The organism is Leptolyngbya sp. FACHB-1624, assembly GCF_047649235.1.
In the GTDB taxonomy this organism is placed as follows: Bacteria; Cyanobacteriota; Cyanobacteriia; order Leptolyngbyales; family Leptolyngbyaceae; genus Leptolyngbya; species Leptolyngbya boryana.
Genome location: NZ_CP180258.1, coordinates 5,010,095 through 5,028,390 on the forward strand (window position 1 = coordinate 5,010,095; position 18,296 = coordinate 5,028,390).

Here is an 18,296-nt window from a genome sequence, read left to right on the forward strand (position 1 = left end):
GCAGGTTGCTTAGGCCCGGTTCGATTCTTTTGTTGGGACACCATCATGGAAAGTGCAGCGTATATTTTGATTTTGGCTTTGGCGATCGGAGTTTTGTTTTTTGCGATCGCATTCCGCGAACCTCCGAGAATTGGTAAGTAAATCCTTCTGTGAAAGAACCCGTCTTGACTCAAGACGGGTTCTTTTTTGCGCTGATTTTGGGCAGGGTGATTTAGGATGTGAAGGTTGGGTTATCTGAGCTTGTGAGCGTTTCTTCGCGTCAAATGGATTATTCTAGTCCGACTCGCTATCGAATTCGGGCTGTGCAGCCGCAGGATTTGAACGAAATTGCGGGAATTTTGGTGGATAGTTTTCCGCTGTATCCGCCGTTTTTGCCCTGGTTGGGTGCGATTATTCGAGTAGGAATTTATGAGGATTTGCGGAGTCGAGCGCGCTCAATGACCTCAAACTATGCGTGTCTCGTCGCGATCGATACGACGCATCGGGATGAATTAATTGTGGGAACGGTGGAGGTGGGGATACGCAGCGCCAATCCTTGGCAACCGAAAACGAGCCAGTATATTTATTTGTCAAATTTGGCGGTGAGAGAAGAATTCCGGCGGCAAGGCATTGCAGAACAGCTGTTATTGGCGTGTGAGCCTTATGTAGAAAGTTGGGGCTATCGCCAGATTTATCTGCACGTTCTAGAGACGAATCAGGCAGCGAAAGCATTGTATTTCAAGTTGGGGTATCGATTGGAGGAAATTCAGTTGAGTTGGGATTGGTTTTTAGGAAAGCCAAGACGGATGCTGTTGCGTAAGGAAATGCGATCGACACATGCAAGAGAGGCTTAATCTGAATTTCCCAACTTGCTGTTAGCGTCCCATGCCGTGTACAATTCGCTGCTCCTTGAGGTTTAGAACCCGCCAAGGGTGCCTGCGTTGAATTAGCTTCTGTTCATGCCCTGAGGAAATTGACGTGGAAATGGATCAGATTGTCTTGCTCATTACGAGTCTTCTAGCATTCTATCTGGCATGGAATCTGGGCGCGAATGATGTTGCAAATTCGATGGGAACCTCGGTGGGTTCTAAAGCTGTCACGCTCAAACAGGCCTTAATCATTGCAGGAACTCTAGAATTCACGGGCGCAGTCTTGTTTGGTCAAACTGTTTCTCAGAAACTCGTTACAGGCATCATCAATCCCGCCCAATTCACGCCCCAAATCTTGCTGATTGGGATGATTTCGGTCTTAATCGCCGCAGGAGTTTGGTTGAATATTGCCACAGTGTTTGGATTTCCCGTGTCGTCTTCTCATGCAACTGTCGGCGCGATCGCTGGAGTTGGCTATCTCGCGTTCGGCAAAACTGCTGTCAATTGGAGCACGATCGGTCTTATTTCTCTCACTTGGGTGATCACTCCCTTAGTGAGTGGCACGATCGCGGCTGTTTTTTACAGTTTGATCAAACAATGGATTCTCGATCGACCTCATCAACTCGAAGAATGGATTCCCTGGCTCAGTGCCGTATTGATTAGCGTTTTCGGTGTGATTGTCTTTCCGACGATCGCCAAACCGATTCAAACTATTATTCATTTACCGATTCCATCTATTTCACTCATGCTTGGAGTCATTGGAATCGGAACGTTATCCGTTTATGGATTCCAAAATTTACAGACCGTAGAAGCGACGATCGCTAAATTTCAAGTGGTCAGTGCCTGCTTTGTCGCGTTTGCTCATGGCTCAAATGATGTTGGCAACGCGATCGCACCCTTTGCCGCGATCGTCTACATTCTGCAAACTGGAAACTTGCCGTTAGAAAACTTCCAGATTCCAGTTTGGAGTTTGATACTTGGTGGAGTTGGCATCGTTGCAGGGTTAGCCGTCTTAGGGAAAAAAGTCATTTCAACGATTGGAGAAGGAATTATTCCTTTGCAGCCTAGCGGCGGACTTTGTGCAGAACTCGCAACAGCAACCACAATATTGATTGCCTCTCGTATGGGATTTCCGGTTTCGACTTCTCACGCTCTAGTGGGCGGTGTCGTTGGAGTGGGATTTGTTCAAGGCATGAAAAGCATTCAGTTTCAAACTCTGAGATCGATCGGTTTAACTTGGTTTGTGACGATTCCCATTGCTGCTGTGCTCAGCGGAATTTTATTTTTGATTTTGCGTACGACTTTCATTGAATTTTAGACAATAGAGTTTATCAACTCTTCACTGGGCACTATAGGTTGTGAAGTTATCTACAGCCGGATGTCAAGGGTGAAGACCGATGGAGCAAGAGCAATCATGGGGTGATTCGCGCCCACCGAATCAAAATGAAGAGATTTCTGCTACATCTGGTGCAAGCACCGATCGGCGGGAAATTACGGAACTGCGCGAGGTGAATGCGCAGTTGAGGAAAGAGGTTGAAGAGTTACGGTCTCAATCTCAGCTTTCTCTCAAGCCCCAAAAACCTAAAGTATCAAAATTAAGGTTGGGGCTTTGGCTCGTTTTGCTTTCGACTTTTGCGCTGTCGATTCATAACGTGATTGTCCGCATCACGATCGGGCAACCGATTCGATTATTTGGTCTATTCTCCGCGGGTGGCTTTATCCAGCCGACAATCGGGAATTCGTTATTGATTCTCTGGATGCGAATGCTGGTGGTCGTGCCTTTGATGATTGGCATTGCGGGATTTCTTTACCCTCCAGTTTGGCAAGATCTTCAGAAAGTCCTGCTGAAGCGCGATCGTCGTCCGCTTTGGCACATTATCGGCAGCGGTGTTTTTCTGTTTTTGTCACAAGTTCTGATTTATATTGCGATCGCACAAATTGGACCAGGTGCTGCGGTCACGATTCTATTTATGTATCCACTGCTCACGGTTCCCCTCGCTTGGTGGTTGTTTAACGATCGACCAACTCGTCTGCGGGTTGTCGTGATGGGATTGATTTTGTTGGGTGTAATTTTGACAGCTATTCCCAGTTTAATGGTCGCAAAATTGGGCGGAGGCGTGTTTTTTGCCATATTCTCCGGAGCGGCATTCGCGCTGTATTTAATTTTGATGCAGCTTGGATTTCGCAAAGTGCATCCGGTTCCCGTCAGTGTGGTGCAATTTCTCACGGTGCTCGTTTGTACGAGTGTGAGTCTATCCTTACCACTTCAATTAGGGGTTGCAGTTTCAGCGACGGGCAGACCTGGATTATTCATGGGAGGTCTAGTCTTGGGGGCGTTCACTCTCGTCGGATACCTCTCGAACAATTTCGGGGTGCGCTATATGGGGGCGGCACAAGCTTCGATCATCGCATCGAGTGGTCCTGTGTTAACAGCGTTGCTAGCCGCTGTGATCATCCGTACTAAGTTAGATTGGGTACAAATTGCTGGAATTTTGCTTGTGACGATCGGGGTCACTGCTCTGAGCTTTGAGCGGATGAGAAAGACCGCAAAATCTGCATAATGGGAAAGGTGTTACTCAAATAATGTGATGCGATTTGCGGTTTCAAGTGGATCTGGGCAAGTTTTAGCGAATGGGTCGTTGCGAATTCAGACCGATGAGTCTGGGGTGCAACGACTTTGTTTTGAAAGCGATCGTGGAACTTTCATTGTGGGTGGTGAGATTGGCGAAGATGGAGATCTCACTGAGGCAGGGCAGGAATTGTATCGGCAATTTTTTCGGGCCTGGGGTGTGATGGGAATTAAGATGACTTCGCTCTAATGTTCGCAAATTGGAGATGAGAGAAGCGAATTGTTCTCTATCTTTCATGGAATTCGAATTTCGACTCTGCTCAACCTGTGAAGACCTCGGATCTAGAGTGTTGAGCAAAGTCGAAATGTAGCGCGATCGCTCAACTTAGCGATTTAATCGCGATGCAAGTGAAAGAAAACCTTCAAATTGCACTTGATTGTCTTTGATCGAACTCGCGCCGCTAATGCTCCGAATGCTACTCAAGCTATCTTGAAGCTGCGTGGCAAATGGATTGTTTGACCTCGATGCACCAAATATCATCGGAAACGCCGCAGTGTTCAAAAAGCTCATGAATGCGCCTTGATTGACATAGAAATAGCCTAAATTCGCATCGGGGAAGGGTGCGATCGCAGATTTAAAGTTGGCAGATTGCGGTAGAGTCCGAGTCGGTGTCGGGCTAAACTCGCTCATTGATCCGCCTCCAAATAACATCACTAAAGTCTGCTCATCTGTCCAACCATGACTTAAGAAATTCAGCGATCGACCTTTCTCAATGGATCCAAAACTCGTGACAGGTTGACCTGCCAGGGTAGATTGATGGACGAGCGCTTGCCCTAAACGAGGGGTGACAAACTCCTGGAATTTCTTTAATCCCGCTTCGGCGGCAGCGCGATCGTCTGTTTGCACCATCATGCCGAAGGCAATGTCTAACCCTGGCGAAATCGAGGGAATAAATCCTTGGCGAGTCGGATAAGCAAATATCGCGTACTCTCCATTCATCCAAGGGAAAATATCGCGATCGTCCACGCCAATGAAATCCTGCATCCACTTCCGGCTTTGTTCCAAGTTTTTCTTCCAGGATGGCTGCGATTCTAGTCCTAGCGTCAATGCTTGCCAATACAGCGCTAAATTCTGGCTATTGGACATCATGTAATTGACTTCTGGCAGGCGACTGAGAATCTGATTGCGAGTAGTCAACGGAGTTAACAAATTCTCTGGAACAGATTGAGTCAAATTCACTGCGAATTGCGCGCGTAATCCTGTGGATTCTGCCCAGACAAAGCCTTCGGCGGTGTCATAAAACTTTGCCAATGGATCCAGTAAACTCGGATCGAGCACGGGTGGCACAGGTAGGTTGGGATTTTTCTTGGTCAGTTCTTCAATCTGCTGTTGATTGAGTTGAGTAAACGCTTTGAGAAATTTGCCATACTCGCCATAGAGCGTCACGATCGATTTAAGCGCTTTCGGGTTTTGCTGAAATTTTTGAAACTTAGGATTTTCACTCAGCTTGCCTTGTGCATCGAGCAGTTCTTGAATCGCTTCCGTTGAAGTTGAACTGACAAAATGATTGGGAAGAACCGCGATCGCAAATTTGGGTTGAGTCGGAACGAAACTTGAGTCTTCTGAATCAGGGTCAGGTGCATCAGGCTGAGGTTTCTTGACAGTCGCTTTAGGCTCAGCTTGAATCGGTATTTTTTCTGCTTCAAACTCCAGGATCGTCACGCCTTTATACTGCGCTTCTTTCGGGGCTTTCTTGCGGCTTTTTTTAACACGATCGACATATTGCGCCAAAGCTGCCGGGTCTTTCACATCGGAAATCGTCACGATGCTTTTCGCTGAAAGAAAGGCAACTCCAAACTGCTCGCCTAGCCAGGGTTTAATATCTTTCTCGAAACTTGCATCTTTTTCAGTGGGATAGAGCAGACTGCCTGGAAATGCAAATCCGTCGGGGAACAACTGAAACTGGCTTAATTCTTGCCAGCGATCATCTTGCGTGTTGACGAGTACGACTCCGAGTGTTTCAGACGGGAGAATTGTCGAGAGAGAGATCCGGGTTGGCTGAGTCAGGGGGGCAACGACAGGAGTCGGCGCAGTCACCGCTTGAGCAGGACGAACCGACAAATCTGAGAAACTGGCTAGACTCAATACAGCCAGGGTTGAGAGCGCAGATCGTTTTAGCAACATGAGTTCACGTGAATATTGCGATTAATTTAGATCCTCGCGATGAGGATGAAATTACTGAGAAACTTCAGTAATCTTTACACAAATAGAATTCCCAAAAAGCGTACGGGAGCGGTGATTTGACGACTTTAGAGACATTTGAAATTGAAACGGCTGAGACACTTCTCCGTTTGCTAGTATTGCTGCTGTTTGTGCTAGCGGTTGCCTTCTTCGTGGCGGCAGAACTCGCGATCGTATCGGCTGCAAAAGGCGAAATCGATCATTTAGCGCAGCAAGGCAATCGTGCAGCACAGCAAGTTCAATATGCCCAAAACAATTTAGGGCAATATTTATCGGTAACGCAGACGGGGACAACGGCGGGTAGTCTGGTTTTGGGTTGGTTGGGGGAAGGGGCGACCGTGCATTGGATCGAACCGTGGATTGCGCTACTCCCGATCGCGCATTTGCCTGCGATGATCACGACGCATACGATTGCAACTGCGATCGCATTTCTGATTGTTACGTATGTCGAAATCGTACTGGGTGAACTGGTTCCAAAAGTATTAGCGGCTCATGCGCCAGAAAGAACAGCACTGTTTCTGATTCGTCCGCTGCAATTTTGCTTTTATCTCTTCTTTCCAGCGCTCGTGATTCTGAATGGAACCGTTCGATTGTTAACGGGGCGGATTACTCAGAAAGAAAATCATCAGGATGCGCTCGTTCCGAAAGACGCTCACTCGATCTTGCTCGCTGGGACGGTGGAGGTGAGCCAACTGAATGAGCAATTTGATTTAGGCTTATCTGCAAGTGATGCGTATCGGACGATCGCGGGATTCATGGTGCATCATTTAGCACGGGTTCCCACAACAGGTGATCGCCTTCAGTGGGGAGAGCTAGAACTGGAAGCAACGCGAGTGGTAGAAAATCAGGTCGAGAAGATTTTACTTCGGCGCGTGACGAGTCCTTTGATCGCTGAAATTGGTGAGAAAGAACTAGCTACGCGCTCTTAAAACGTGCAAAAACTCCGAGTTTGTCAAGACTCGGAGTTCTAATCGGAGGTCTAAGAGGCTATGCGATCGCGCCTGCGAGGCTTCTTTGTGGCAGAGATTTTCTCAAGCGATCGCCATACAGAGCTAAAGCATTGCCGCTCAGTAAGAGTTCGAGGTGATCGCGATCATAGTTCGTCACTTCAGCTGCCGATTTCACGCAGTCTCGCAGTACGCCATCCCAATGACCGTAGTCACCCGAGAAGCAAGCGAGCCGTTTACCCATCTCACCCATCGCGGTAGGGAGATAAGCAGGAGCCGGATCGTCAGACTCAAACGACGTAAAGATTTGACCACGCTCGAAGTACTCCATCGGATCGCGATGTTTCAGCTCAAAGTGTTCGTACAAGCTAGCATCATTGATCTTGGTGGGATCGTGCTGCTTCGTCCACAGCAGATCAAACAAGTTCTTCGCTTGGGTCACAATGCTGCTGCTATTGTGCGCCCCTTGCTCTTGAATCATCAGCTTCGTAAACTCAAGTGCGGAAGGACGATAAGGATGCTTCGGATCAAAGTCCCGAATCCGTTTTTCCCAATGTTCATGGAAAGAATGCGCCAAATCGGGCAGCCAACCGCATCCGCCTTCTAGGAAGCCAACTCTCAAGGTTGGATAGCGCTCAAACACACCGTCAAAGACCATCCGAGCCAGTGCTAACTGTTGCTGGTTTCGCTGCACGAAAATATGGCTCAACACGAAAGTTTCGGTGTGATCCGAGAGTCCGCCCACCATGTAAGACCCAGGCCCGCCATGAATGCCCAAGGCAATATCGAGTTCAACCGCAGCTTGGATAATCGGCTCAAAGTCGGGATGCGAAATCGTCTTGCAAGTCCGAACTTCGGGAAACGCTTCCGGCGCTTTTGGATGGGGAATGGCAATATTCGGAGGCACTGCAACCCCAATTAAGCCTAATTCCTCGACGCAGCGATGCATCTCTTTCACCGACTCTTGCACATCTTGAATCGGTAAAACGCCGATCGCTTTCAAGCGGTTATCGTAGCCCTTACAATCCTCGGCAATGTAGTTGTTGTAGGCTTTGCAAAGCGCGACGGCTAAATCTCGATCGAGATAACTGCCAAAACTGAGATTCCAAGTGCCATAAATGACTTGAACATCGACCCCTTCTTGATCCATGTGCTCAAGTCGCGTGCGATTAAACACAGCACCCAACGTCGTTTCGGGATGCAGATTCCGGAATCCACCTTTTCCGAGTCCTTGAGGTTGCGGGAACAGCCGCACCAAATCATTTTTTCCGGTTGCCGGATTGAAATCGACGATGCGCATCCGTTGATCGCCGAGATTATCAACAATTAATGTCACACGATCGCGATATTCAGGTTCAATATAATCGCGAATTACGAGCGGATTTTCAAGCTTATGAGCATCGGCATCGATGACTAATATGCCGTTATACATAAACGATTACTCCAAAATGAATGTTATGAATGAGCGTTGAAACGTTGAAAAATTTCTCGAAATCCAAACCAATGTTCAAATGACCAAGACAATGAAGCCAGGATAGTAATGCCAGGGTATTTCACAAATGCAGGGTGATTTTTTTCAAATACGGCATGACCGCCCAAAGCAAACACCTGAGTCAGAACAAGACACACAAGCGTCCATCGCCAGTCAATGAATAAAAAAATCACAGCGGAGATCGCTAATGCATTAGTTAAGTGATGAAGTTTTTGATTAATAGGGTGTTGGTGAGATGCAATGAAATGAGTCTTTGCTTCACGGTAGTAGCTCATGAAATCGCTCATGAGTCCCTCCTATTGGACACGGTTTTCCGAACGATAACATAAGCATCTTGAGGGCAATAACCGCTCAAGCATTCGTAACGCGGCGGTCTAAATTTGTAATTTATAGAAAAATAAAGTAACAAAAACTTTAGCTAAAATTTAGAATTTGTGAGTGTGCCAACGATTCGGCATCGCGTTTTTTCAAATATAAATGTGCCAACCTAGGTGACTTCGAGATTGGCACATTGATGCAAATGCTTTTTGTTGTGTTGTCCGAAATTTATAGCTGCCAAAAATTGGAATTGTTGATACCGAGTCCGATCGTACTGAAGCCCAGTGTCGAAGTATACGATCGACCAATATTTGCAAAGGCTGAACTCCCATTGGGTCCTGAAACTGCGCCTGTTTGGATCATGGATAAAAATTGATTAAAAGCAGTCAAGGTCGCTGCCCAATCTGCGCCGCCTTGAAGATCTTCACTGGCAGGTGGAGTTTCTTCAAAATTGAGATCAGAAATAATCATAAATGGCTCCTACAAAAAGAATAAAAATCGCGCATTCAAGAAGTATTAAATACGCGATTTATGTCGAACTTCAAGAGAAGAGTAGCTTAGAAAAAAATCGGTTTTCTAAACTTATGCACCCAATGCGATCATGCTAAAACCACCTGAGTTGATTTTCACGTGTTGAGCATTAGCGAACGATGCTGTACCAAGAGGGCCAGACGTTGTGCCCGATTGCATAGCCGAAAGCTCTTGTTTGTAGTAGTTACCAGTGATCGAAAGATCAAGTCCACCTTCGAGTTCGTTTGCTTCAACTGCGATTTCTTGATAGGTCAATTCATTGATAATCATGATGTTCTCCGTTTGGGTTGAATGTTTTTTGTGGTTAACAACTTTGATTTGAAGCTGTTATGTATAAGGTATCGGTTTGAATTTAGAAATAGGGCATATCTTGCTATTTATGTAGCCAAAATGGCGTAGTTTTTTAGCACTGCCAAAAGCAAAGCATTGTAAAATTCCTCTTAAAATTCAGAACAAGCTATGTTTTTGCGAGACAATGACGGCAGCCTCGAATTCTCAAATTCATCGATCACAAGTCTGTATCTATGACTGCCACATCCACCGATTCAACATTTTCAACGTCTCAATCCCTACGGCATCAGATTGTCATTGTCGGAGGAGGGGCTGCCGGAATTACGGTTGCTGCACAATTAATCGCTCAGGATGCAGCCCTAGATGTTCTGATTATTGAGCCATCCTCTCAGCATTATTATCAGCCTGCTTGGACGATGGTTGGTGCAGGCTGCTATTCCTATGAAGACACCGTGCAACCCGAGCAAAATTGCATTCCGAACGGTGTGAAATGGATTCAAGACGCAGTTGAATCTTTTGATCCTGAACAAAATCAGTTGCGAACCCGCGATGGCAAAACCGTATCCTACGAAGCGTTGGTCGTCTGTCCTGGTATTCAACTGAACTGGAAGGCAATTCCAGGATTAGAAGAAGCATTGGGTAAAAATGGCGTGTGTAGTAACTATGCGATCGCAGGCGCAAACTACACTTGGGAATTGCTGAATAACTTTAAGGGAGGGAATGTCTTATTTACCTTTCCGGCAACGCCGATTAAATGTGCGGGTGCGCCTCAAAAAATTATGTACTTGGCGGACGAGATTTTTCGCCGCAATGGAGTCCGAGAAAAATCGAATCTGCTTTACTGCACAGCGGGTCCTAAGATTTTTGCGATCGAAACATTTGTTTCTCCTTTAATGCAAGTCGTCGAACGCAAAGGAATTCAGCTGAAAACGAAACATAATCTCAAGGAAATTCGGGGTGAGGCGAAGGAGGCCGTTTTTGAAGTCACCACCGATGCGGGGACTGAAACGATCGTAATGCCCTATGAGATTCTGCATGTGGCTCCACCGATGAGCGCTCCGGACTTTATCAAAAATAGTCCGCTGGCTGTCTCTGCTCCGGGAGGTTGGGTAGATGTGCATAAACACACCTTGCAGCATCAGCGCTATCCCAATGTGTTTAGTCTCGGCGATGCTTCTTCGTTGCCGACCTCGAAAACGGCTGCTGCCATTCGTAAAGAAGCCCCTGTACTCGTGCAAAATCTGCTCAGTCATTTGCAGAAGCGACCCTTAGAAGGAAATTACAACGGCTATAGCTGTTGTCCCTTAATTACTGGATTTGGCAAAACGATTTTGGCAGAGTTTGACTATGACGGTAAGCCAGAGCCGAGTTTTCCACTCGATCCGACTCAGGAACGCTACAGTATGTGGATTCTCAAGCGACATGTGCTGCCCTGGGTTTATTGGAATCGCATGTTGAAAGGCAAACAGCACGAAGGAGAAATTATTCGGTCATTTGTCTAATCAGGAGGAGCGTTTCGGCTCTGAATCAAGGATCGAGGCGCGATCGCTGATTCAAAAAATTGATGGGGAGATGGGGAGAAGCAACCATGATTTCAGATCTTCCCCCTATCTCCCCATTAGATTGATTGCCTACTACGCATTCAAATACCGTTCAACAATCTGGACAATCCGTTCTGATGCCAGTCCATCTCCGAACGGACTGACTGCATTCGCCATCGTTTGATACGCACTTGCATCACTCAATAACGTTCCAGCTTCCTGCAAAATACGATCGGGATTTGTTCCAATCAATTTTGCGGTTCCCGCCATCACTGCTTCTGGTCGCTCTGTCGTTTCTCGCAGCACCAACACGGGCTTACCCAGACTCGGCGCTTCTTCTTGAATTCCGCCTGAATCCGTTAGCAATAGATAACACCGCTGCATTGCGCCGACGAGTTCGGTGTAATCCAATGGCTCTGTTAAAAAGACGCGCGGGTGATCTCCCAAGATTGCGGTCAAGGGTTCTCGCACGGTCGGATTGCGATGCAAGGGTAACAACAAAGCTGTATCTTCAAACTGATTCAAGACCTTCAAAAATCCTTGAGCGATGTCTTCGATCGGTTGCCCCCAATTCTCGCGCCGATGCACAGTTGCCAGGATCGTTCGATACTTCGACCAATCCAGTCCCGGAATCTCACAAGCAGGTTGACGATTCGCAACTGTTAACAACGCATCAATCACAGTATTTCCCGTCTGATGAATTTCTCCCAGAACGCCTGATTTCTGTAGATTTTCTACCGAAAGCGAAGTCGGCGCAAAGTGAAGTTGCGTAATCTGGGAAACTAATCGTCGATTTGCTTCTTCTGGATACGGATTAAACACATTCTCGGTTCGTAGTCCTGCTTCGACATGTCCGACCGGAATTTTTTGATAAAACGCTGCTAACGCTGCTGCAAATGCAGTCGTTGTATCGCCTTGTACCAAAACCATGCGGGGTTGAAGCTTCTGAAATAATTCCTCTAATCCTCGCAGCGCCCAACACGTAATATCCGTTAAGCTTTGCTTCGGCTGCATAATCGCTAAATCATGCTGCGGCGACAGTTCAAAAAAATTCATCACCTGATCAACCATCTCGCGATGTTGTCCGGTTAGCACAATCTGAGTCTCGAACAAGCTCGATCGCTGAAACGCCTGAATCACCGGAGCCATCTTAATCGCTTCCGGACGGGTTCCCACAATCAGACAAACTGGAATTGGCAACTTTAACATCACGACTCGTTTAATAATTTCAACAGCACACGATCCCGTTTTCTGCTTTTTCCGTAGAAATCCGGAGTTCGCTCGATCGCCCAATCATCATAAATCGGGATCTACCTTCTCAATATAATTAAGAAATGTAAAGCATATTCTCATAAAAAAGCCCGACCGAAGTCGGGGGAGTCAGACCAGTTCACCGAATGATGATTAACAACGCACCCTTACTCTTCAGTCAGGTTGCAGGTCAAGGGGCAAGAAGCATACACAGAAGTATGCAGGGGATTTTCGTTGCCGCTTAACCACCGTAAGAAATCAACTTCTTGGGGATGGATGCCTTTTGAGGTCAGCCAAGCAGCAGCCAGCATTACGCCAACTGCGTGCACACCCAGAACGCTAATCGAAACAAATAAGATCGAGCTAAATGGCAAAATCGTGTCCAAGACAAACGCCGCGAGTGCGCTCACTGAGACAACTAAAACAAAGACTGGGAAGCCAATCACAATCATGCAGACAGTCAGCGTGAAAACCCAAACCGAGAAGCTTTTCAGTGTAAACAAGACAGCAGAAGTTTCAGGGCTTTGACTGTTAGCCAAGGTCATAACTTTACTCCCAGAGTATAGAGGTTTATTTGATAGTGCGAAAACTTGTACGAGGATATGAAAACGAGAAACTCGTCTGACTGGCGGTTTCAGCAACCGCGCTTTGCTCATGAAAGTAGTATATGGAAAAGATTAGAAATAGTGAATAGTAGTTAAAGAAAGTTTAAATTTGTAGTGAATCTATGACAACGATTGAGTGAGATCACTGAATCTGGGTTCGCATTGTCACTGGGATTTCCACTGAGGATAAATACTTATCTTCCCTCACTCTGTTTTGCCATAAGAAATCTGCCACTGTCAACCCCACGATCGACGTTATTTGCGTGATCTTGATGGGAACTATTACGCAGTCAGGGCTGCATCGTTTTTGAAGACATGGAATTTTACGGAGGTTATTTCTGTAAAACTCACCATCATGACACTTACGCATTCAAATCCGAATCGTAGCCCTGCACACGACTCATCCTCGTTTGCAGGCTTTTTCTATGGCATCGCACACCCGCAAAATCGTTTTTCTCGCTAGCCAAGTCACACTGCTGTGTCTCACGAGTGTGCTGATCCCTCGGGCTGGACTCGCTCAAACGAGTCCAGCAGGTGTTCGGAAACTGGCAGCAGAAACGCAGTCTCAATCTGCAATTGCTGCGCTGAAACGACAGGGCAATCCTGCCATCAAAACGCTGATTCAGCTCGCGAGAGATGAGAAAGAGCCGCAGAAAAACCGAATTTTTGCGATCGTAGCCTTGGGTGAGTTGAATGCGCGCTCAGCGATTCCGGTCTTGAGTAATTTAGTCAGTGCTAGCCCAAAAGCGATTCGGCTAGCGGCACTCGATGCATTTACAAAGATTGAAAATCCTGGAAAAGAAGCGGTTGCTGCTCAAGTTACTGCCCTCAAGGATAAAGATACTGAAATTAAAATTGCGGCGGCTCAGGCATTAACGAATGCAGGGACTGAAGCCAGTCTCGCCATCACAGATTTGATTAGTGCACTTGCAGATCCGAATTTGAAGGTGCGAGTCAAGGCGGTTGATGCGATCGCAGCGGCAGGCTCGCAAGCCAAACCCGCGATCGCAGCTTTGATGGATACTTTGAGCTCACAGGAGCGTGAATTTAAAAAAGCGGCAGTCATTGCATTGAGTAAGTTAGGACAAGACGCAAAACCCGCGGTGCCGATCTTGGCGCAACTGCTTGCAGATCCGGATTCTGAAATTCGAGTTGCAACCGCGACAACGCTAGGAACATTAGAAGGCTATGCGGCTGAAGCAGTTCCGCAATTAGCTCGGGCATTACAAAACCCGGATCGCAATACGCGATCATTTGCCGCATCGGCCTTAGGACGGATTGGAAGTCAGTCACAACCCGCGGTTCCTGACTTGACAAGATTACTCAAAGATTTCGATAAAGATGTGCGAGCGAGCGCTGCAACTGCCTTAGGACGGATTGGGTTAGAAGCGCGATCGGCATTACCTGAATTAGTGAATGCTTTGAAAGATGAGAATGTAGGAGTTCGAGTCAATTCAGCCTTTGCCGTGGGTCGGCTGGCTGGAGCTTTACAAGATAGAGCAGCCAAACTCTCTGCTGACGAACTGAGTGCGGCTTACAGCACGCTAGAGACGGCACTCCCAATTCTGGAAGATCCGCAAGCTTCCTTTAATGAGGATGTGACGAATTCGGTTCGTCGATCGCTGAAATCGCTGAAAAATGAGAAAGACTCGCGTTTGTTTGAGCAAACCTGGGAGTGGGCACAAGCGAATCCAGCAACCGCAGGAATTGTAGCCTATCTACTGGCGATGCCGTCTCTTTGGCTGATGGTGTTGCTCATTCGTCCGATTTGGCTCCTGAAGTTGAACAATGTCCTTCAGCCCTACACGGATTTTGAGATTCCAAGTCCGACAGGTGGCAGTATCAAAATCCCGCTGAGATTTGTCTTATTTGTCGGTTGGTTTCACTATCATCCGAGAGTCCTAGATGCTTGGGTCGGGCAGCAAATTGAAGTTGCCCGCGAAGCCTTTGCCCACAAGAATACGGTCAATGATCGTAAAGTCTATATTCCGATTCCAGTGGTCATGGATGGCAATGCGATCGCAGAACTGTGTAGTGAGGATCTGCATACCACGTTCTGGGATGGTCGGCAGTGTTTACTGATTTGGGGTGAAGGGGGCATTGGTAAAACGAGCTTGGCTTGCCATCTTGCTAAATGGTCGATGTCGGACAATAAGCTAGAGCGGTTGAGCCGTCATCGGATGTTGCCTGTATTGCTTGAGCAAGAGTTAGACTTCAAATTACCAGAGGATAAGAATCCGTTCCGAGAAGCGATTCGAGGGCAGCTGCAAGCTCTAATTGATGCGGCTGAGCCGATTAGTGATGAATTTTTGGAAAAATTGCTGCGGCAGAGACGGATTTTGGTGATTGTCGATCGATTGTCTGAACTGAGCGAAGAAACCCGTCAGCAGATTCGTCCTGGACACCCTGATTTTCCAGCGAATGCTTTGATTGTGACTTCGCGAGTTGAAGAAACGTTAGATGAAGTTCCCAAAACAACGGTGAAGCCGCTTCGGATTGAAGGCAATCGTCTGTCATCCTTCCTCGAAGCTTATCTGAATCAGCGCAGCAAGCGGGAGCTTTTCACTGATCCAGAGTACTTTGATGCGTGTAGCCAACTCTCGAAGATGGTCGGTCAGCGCAATATTACCGTGTTACTGGCAAAGCTTTACGCTGAGCAAATGATTGCTAAAAAAGACGGCAGTGAAGATACATTGCCAGATAATATTCCAGACTTGATGTTGAGCTATTTGAATGAACTCAATCGAGATACTGCCGAAGATGAGCCTGATAATCTTATGGTGCATGAAGATGCCAAAATCATTGCTTGGGAGTGTTTAAAGCACTATTACCGTCCTGCACCAGCAAAGCGTGAAGCCATTCTCGAAGCACTTAAAGCAAAGACTAAAGCAGAGGAAGACGAAGTTAAAATTAGATTAAAGCATTTAGAAAGACGGCTGCGAATTGTTCACGCGATCGGGCCTGCTCAAGATCAAATTTGTTTCGCGCTTGATCCGCTTGCAGAATGTCTCGCAGCGTTGCATCTGGTTGAGCTTTATCAAGACGATCGGGCTGCTTGGGACAACTGGTTGATACAAGCTGATGCGATGCCGGGTGCGCCTGATGCAATTCAGGGGTTTCTGATGGCAATGCGAGATTGCTGTTTAACTCGCAGTGCTGAGATTGCTGTGCCTGATTCTGTGTTGGAGCAGTTAGGTCAAAGAGTGGGCTTAAGTGCTGAGGTGCTGAGAAAATCCCAAATTGACCAGCGCATGAGACGATTGACCCCGATGCTTTCGACTGGAGATACTGTCGATCGCATTGAGGCAATTCGCGAATTGGGCGAATTAGGAGCTGCTTCAAAAGATGTGCTTCCGGCTTTGATTCGAGAGTTTCAGGATCGTGATTGGTCTGTCCGGCGAGAAGTCGCCCGTGCGATCGGGAATATTGGTCCAGAAGCGCGAACGGCTATTCCTGCCTTAGTTGAGCGATTGCGTGATGAAGATCGACGGGTCTGCACAGAAGCGATCGCGACGTTAGGGAAGTTGGGGGTCAGTGCCATTCCTGCTTTAGTGAGTGCGCTGGATGCCAAGACACCCTTTGTCCGGAGTAGTGCAGCCTGGGTACTCGCAAGCTTCAATTCTGCCGCAAAACCTGCAATTCCAGCCCTGATTGCGGCGCTTAAGGATGAGGATTGGCAAGTTCGATGGGTGGCGGCTTATGCGCTGGGCTGTATTGGACCTGAAGCAAAATCTGCAATTCCGTCTTTGATTGAAGCGTTTCGAGGCGAATATGAGCTAGTCAGTAAAGAGGCGAGCCGGACACTTTGGCGGATTAGTGGTGAAGCAGGGGTGATTGTTTCTGCATTGGGAGGAATGCAGCAGAGTAACGATCGCAACTAAAAGAGGTAAATTCGTACTAAGCAAGAGAGATTTGTTGTTCACGACAATCAATCAGATAGGGGTATACAGATAGGGGCATAACACTATACCCGACTGAGCAATCCTCTGAATGCTGCGGCATCTAAACTTAGGGTTTTGTATCCAACTTGATCGAATAAAATCACAATTTTGTCGCCTTCGTATCGCATGACTATCCCTTTACCCCAAGATCGATGGATTACATCGCTATTGAGTGCATAAGGCTGTCTGCGATTGCACTCTGACTCAGAAATTCCTCGCCTACAGTTATCACAGATGCCACAGTGATCGTCTTTGTGTTCGCCAAAGTAGTTGAGTAAGTAGTTGCGTCGGCACTCTCGCACTTCAGCATAACCTCGCATCATTTCTAAGCGCGATCGCTCGACTTGGATCTTTCGTTCCTGAGCTTTGATAACCGCTTCTGCTGCTTGCTCTAGCTCAGAAACATCACTTGCAACGACTTCACCTGTTGGTAGTGATTCAACGATCCCAACTCCTTCTAGCTGTGACAATGCTGCTTTGAGTTTAGTTTGTGAGAGGTTGACGACTTCTTTTAAATCTTTGGGATGAATCGGCTCAGGTTGAGCTTGAATCGTTTGGGCAACTTCTACAATCTTTTCTGAATCAAGCTTGCCACTGCCAGAGAAGAATTTTCGCAGATTTAAGTCATCGGGTGTGTAAAACAGAATCGCTTCTGCAGGTTTTCCATCTCGTCCGGCTCGTCCAATCTCTTGATAGTAAGCATCGATCGAGTCACTGATGTTGTAGTGCAAGACAAACCGAACATTCGGCTTATCGATTCCCATGCCAAAAGCTGTTGTCGCAATGATTACTTCTACTTCATCGCTCATGAATGCAGTTTGAGCCTGTTCGCGCTCTTTGGCTTTGAGTCCTGCATGATATGCGATCGCAGAAACTCCAGCCTCGTTTAATTCTGCGGTAAGCTGCTCAGTCATTTTTCGAGTTGCTACGTAGACAATTCCAGGCTTTTGCAGCTTTTGTACATGGTGAAGAAATGCTGATCGCTTTTCATCGTCATCTTTCTCGTATCGCTTCACACAGAGCTTTAAATTGGGTCGATTGAAGCCTCGAACAATCACGCGCGGATTGTTCATCCCTAATCGCTGCACGATTTCCTCGCGAACAGGCGGAGACGCAGTTGCTGTCAGTGCCAGAATAGGCGGATGTCCTACTGCATTGATCACGGTTCCTAACCGGAGGTAATCAGGACGAAAATCATGTCCCCATTGACTAATGCAATGCGCTTCATCCACAACGAATAAAGAAGGTTTTGCAGCTTGAAGAAGCTCGATCGTATCCGGATTATTGAACTGTTCTGGAGCAAGAAAGAGGAATTCGAGGTCGCCTTGTCTCCAGCGATCGAGAATCGTAGAACGCTGACTTGCTGAGATTGTCGAGTTCAGAACGGCAGCATGACCGACATCAACGTCATCCTGAGAGATCGATTCAACTTGATCGCGTTGTAGAGCTAAGAGCGGGGAAATGACGATCGTTGAACCCGGAATTTGCGCGGCAGCAAGTTGGTAGATTGCCGATTTACCTGAGCCTGTTGGCATGACTGCCAAGGTGTCACGATGGTCTAAGATTGATGCGATCGCAGCTTCTTGTCCAGGGCGGAGGTCTTCATAACCGAGATGAATTTCTGCTAATTCTTGAATGGAAACAGTCTTTTTCTTAGGCATTTCAAACTGCGATCGTGGGGTGAAGACTCTGAGCTTTTGAACGACTCAGAGTCTTGAGA

Annotated in this window: 16 protein-coding genes; 8 read left to right on the forward strand and 8 right to left on the reverse strand. The window is 47.1% G+C overall.

The window, feature by feature from the left end:
• Positions 1-45 precede the first annotated feature (45 nt).
• The 5 genes from ACMUEV_RS23860 (at position 46) to ACMUEV_RS23880 (ending at position 3,667) form a co-directional block, all read left to right on the forward strand.
• On the forward strand, positions 46-141 hold the full coding sequence (locus tag ACMUEV_RS23860) for a photosystem II reaction center protein T (RefSeq protein ID WP_017286593.1): 96 nt from the start codon (positions 46-48) through the stop codon (positions 139-141).
• A gap of 122 nt (positions 142-263) precedes the next feature.
• Positions 264-833 (forward strand): GNAT family N-acetyltransferase, encoded by a 570-nt coding sequence (locus tag ACMUEV_RS23865; protein WP_017286592.1) that lies wholly within the window; start codon positions 264-266, stop codon positions 831-833.
• A gap of 130 nt (positions 834-963) precedes the next feature.
• Complete coding sequence (locus ACMUEV_RS23870; RefSeq protein WP_190653636.1) at positions 964-2,166, forward strand: inorganic phosphate transporter; 1,203 nt, start codon at positions 964-966, stop codon at positions 2,164-2,166.
• A 79-nt stretch (positions 2,167-2,245) separates the two neighbouring features.
• A complete protein-coding gene (locus ACMUEV_RS23875) occupies positions 2,246-3,409 on the forward strand; it encodes an EamA family transporter (RefSeq protein ID WP_017286590.1) in 1,164 nt (387 codons plus the stop codon).
• Between the two features lie 27 nt (positions 3,410-3,436).
• Complete coding sequence (locus ACMUEV_RS23880; protein ID WP_017286589.1) at positions 3,437-3,667, forward strand: hypothetical protein; 231 nt, start codon at positions 3,437-3,439, stop codon at positions 3,665-3,667.
• Between the two features lie 135 nt (positions 3,668-3,802).
• Here the strand turns inward: ACMUEV_RS23880 and ACMUEV_RS23885 are convergent, their stop codons facing one another.
• Positions 3,803-5,602 (reverse strand): DUF3352 domain-containing protein, encoded by a 1,800-nt coding sequence (locus ACMUEV_RS23885; protein WP_190653577.1) that lies wholly within the window; start codon positions 5,600-5,602, stop codon positions 3,803-3,805.
• Between the two features lie 116 nt (positions 5,603-5,718).
• Here ACMUEV_RS23885 and ACMUEV_RS23890 point away from each other — a divergent pair, with 116 nt between their 5' ends.
• Positions 5,719-6,588, forward strand: coding sequence for a CNNM domain-containing protein (locus ACMUEV_RS23890; protein WP_017286587.1), 870 nt, complete (start codon positions 5,719-5,721; stop codon positions 6,586-6,588).
• Between the two features lie 58 nt (positions 6,589-6,646).
• On the opposite strand, the gene ACMUEV_RS23895 is transcribed toward ACMUEV_RS23890, so the two are convergent.
• The 4 genes from ACMUEV_RS23895 to ACMUEV_RS23910 all read right to left on the reverse strand — a co-directional run bounded on the left by ACMUEV_RS23895 (position 6,647) and on the right by ACMUEV_RS23910 (position 9,217).
• Entirely contained in the window at positions 6,647-8,038 is a 1,392-nt protein-coding gene (locus ACMUEV_RS23895; RefSeq protein WP_190653578.1) for an amidohydrolase family protein, read from the reverse strand.
• A gap of 23 nt (positions 8,039-8,061) precedes the next feature.
• Positions 8,062-8,385, reverse strand: coding sequence for an Mpo1-like protein (locus tag ACMUEV_RS23900; protein WP_026148442.1), 324 nt, complete (start codon positions 8,383-8,385; stop codon positions 8,062-8,064).
• Positions 8,386-8,644: 259 nt separating this feature from the next.
• Positions 8,645-8,887, reverse strand: coding sequence for a bacteriocin (locus ACMUEV_RS23905; RefSeq protein WP_190653579.1), 243 nt, complete (start codon positions 8,885-8,887; stop codon positions 8,645-8,647).
• Between the two features lie 111 nt (positions 8,888-8,998).
• Positions 8,999-9,217 (reverse strand): hypothetical protein, encoded by a 219-nt coding sequence (locus tag ACMUEV_RS23910; RefSeq protein WP_017286583.1) that lies wholly within the window; start codon positions 9,215-9,217, stop codon positions 8,999-9,001.
• A gap of 254 nt (positions 9,218-9,471) precedes the next feature.
• Between ACMUEV_RS23910 and ACMUEV_RS23915 the strand changes: the two genes are divergently transcribed.
• Entirely contained in the window at positions 9,472-10,740 is a 1,269-nt protein-coding gene (locus ACMUEV_RS23915; RefSeq protein WP_190653580.1) for an FAD/NAD(P)-binding oxidoreductase, read from the forward strand.
• Between the two features lie 132 nt (positions 10,741-10,872).
• Here ACMUEV_RS23915 and wecB read toward each other — a convergent pair whose 3' ends face one another.
• Together wecB and ACMUEV_RS23925 are read right to left on the reverse strand one after the other, a co-directional pair.
• Positions 10,873-11,988, reverse strand: coding sequence for a non-hydrolyzing UDP-N-acetylglucosamine 2-epimerase (gene wecB / locus ACMUEV_RS23920; RefSeq protein ID WP_190653581.1), 1,116 nt, complete (start codon positions 11,986-11,988; stop codon positions 10,873-10,875).
• Between the two features lie 209 nt (positions 11,989-12,197).
• Positions 12,198-12,575, reverse strand: a complete 378-nt coding sequence (locus ACMUEV_RS23925; protein ID WP_017286580.1) for a hypothetical protein — start codon at positions 12,573-12,575, stop codon at positions 12,198-12,200.
• 485 nt (positions 12,576-13,060) lie between these two features.
• Here ACMUEV_RS23925 and ACMUEV_RS23930 point away from each other — a divergent pair, with 485 nt between their 5' ends.
• Complete coding sequence (locus ACMUEV_RS23930) at positions 13,061-16,516, forward strand: HEAT repeat domain-containing protein (protein ID WP_190653582.1); 3,456 nt, start codon at positions 13,061-13,063, stop codon at positions 16,514-16,516.
• A gap of 83 nt (positions 16,517-16,599) precedes the next feature.
• Here ACMUEV_RS23930 and ACMUEV_RS23935 read toward each other — a convergent pair whose 3' ends face one another.
• Complete coding sequence (locus tag ACMUEV_RS23935) at positions 16,600-18,237, reverse strand: RecQ family ATP-dependent DNA helicase (RefSeq protein WP_190653583.1); 1,638 nt, start codon at positions 18,235-18,237, stop codon at positions 16,600-16,602.
• Positions 18,238-18,296: the final 59 nt, after the last annotated feature.

Coding starts and splice junctions, on each gene's coding strand:
- ACMUEV_RS23915 (WP_190653580.1), top strand. CDS start 9,472: ATGACTGCCACATCCACCGATTCAACATTTTCAACGTCTCAATCCCTA.
- ACMUEV_RS23860 (WP_017286593.1), top strand. CDS start 46: ATGGAAAGTGCAGCGTATATTTTGATTTTGGCTTTGGCGATCGGAGTT.
- ACMUEV_RS23905 (WP_190653579.1), bottom strand. CDS start 8,887: ATGATTATTTCTGATCTCAATTTTGAAGAAACTCCACCTGCCAGTGAA.
- ACMUEV_RS23880 (WP_017286589.1), top strand. CDS start 3,437: ATGCGATTTGCGGTTTCAAGTGGATCTGGGCAAGTTTTAGCGAATGGG.
- wecB (WP_190653581.1), bottom strand. CDS start 11,988: ATGTTAAAGTTGCCAATTCCAGTTTGTCTGATTGTGGGAACCCGTCCG.
- ACMUEV_RS23935 (WP_190653583.1), bottom strand. CDS start 18,237: ATGCCTAAGAAAAAGACTGTTTCCATTCAAGAATTAGCAGAAATTCAT.
- ACMUEV_RS23885 (WP_190653577.1), bottom strand. CDS start 5,602: ATGTTGCTAAAACGATCTGCGCTCTCAACCCTGGCTGTATTGAGTCTA.
- ACMUEV_RS23900 (WP_026148442.1), bottom strand. CDS start 8,385: ATGAGCGATTTCATGAGCTACTACCGTGAAGCAAAGACTCATTTCATT.
- ACMUEV_RS23925 (WP_017286580.1), bottom strand. CDS start 12,575: ATGACCTTGGCTAACAGTCAAAGCCCTGAAACTTCTGCTGTCTTGTTT.
- ACMUEV_RS23895 (WP_190653578.1), bottom strand. CDS start 8,038: ATGTATAACGGCATATTAGTCATCGATGCCGATGCTCATAAGCTTGAA.
- ACMUEV_RS23865 (WP_017286592.1), top strand. CDS start 264: ATGGATTATTCTAGTCCGACTCGCTATCGAATTCGGGCTGTGCAGCCG.
- ACMUEV_RS23870 (WP_190653636.1), top strand. CDS start 964: ATGGATCAGATTGTCTTGCTCATTACGAGTCTTCTAGCATTCTATCTG.
- ACMUEV_RS23930 (WP_190653582.1), top strand. CDS start 13,061: ATGGCATCGCACACCCGCAAAATCGTTTTTCTCGCTAGCCAAGTCACA.
- ACMUEV_RS23875 (WP_017286590.1), top strand. CDS start 2,246: ATGGAGCAAGAGCAATCATGGGGTGATTCGCGCCCACCGAATCAAAAT.
- ACMUEV_RS23910 (WP_017286583.1), bottom strand. CDS start 9,217: ATGATTATCAATGAATTGACCTATCAAGAAATCGCAGTTGAAGCAAAC.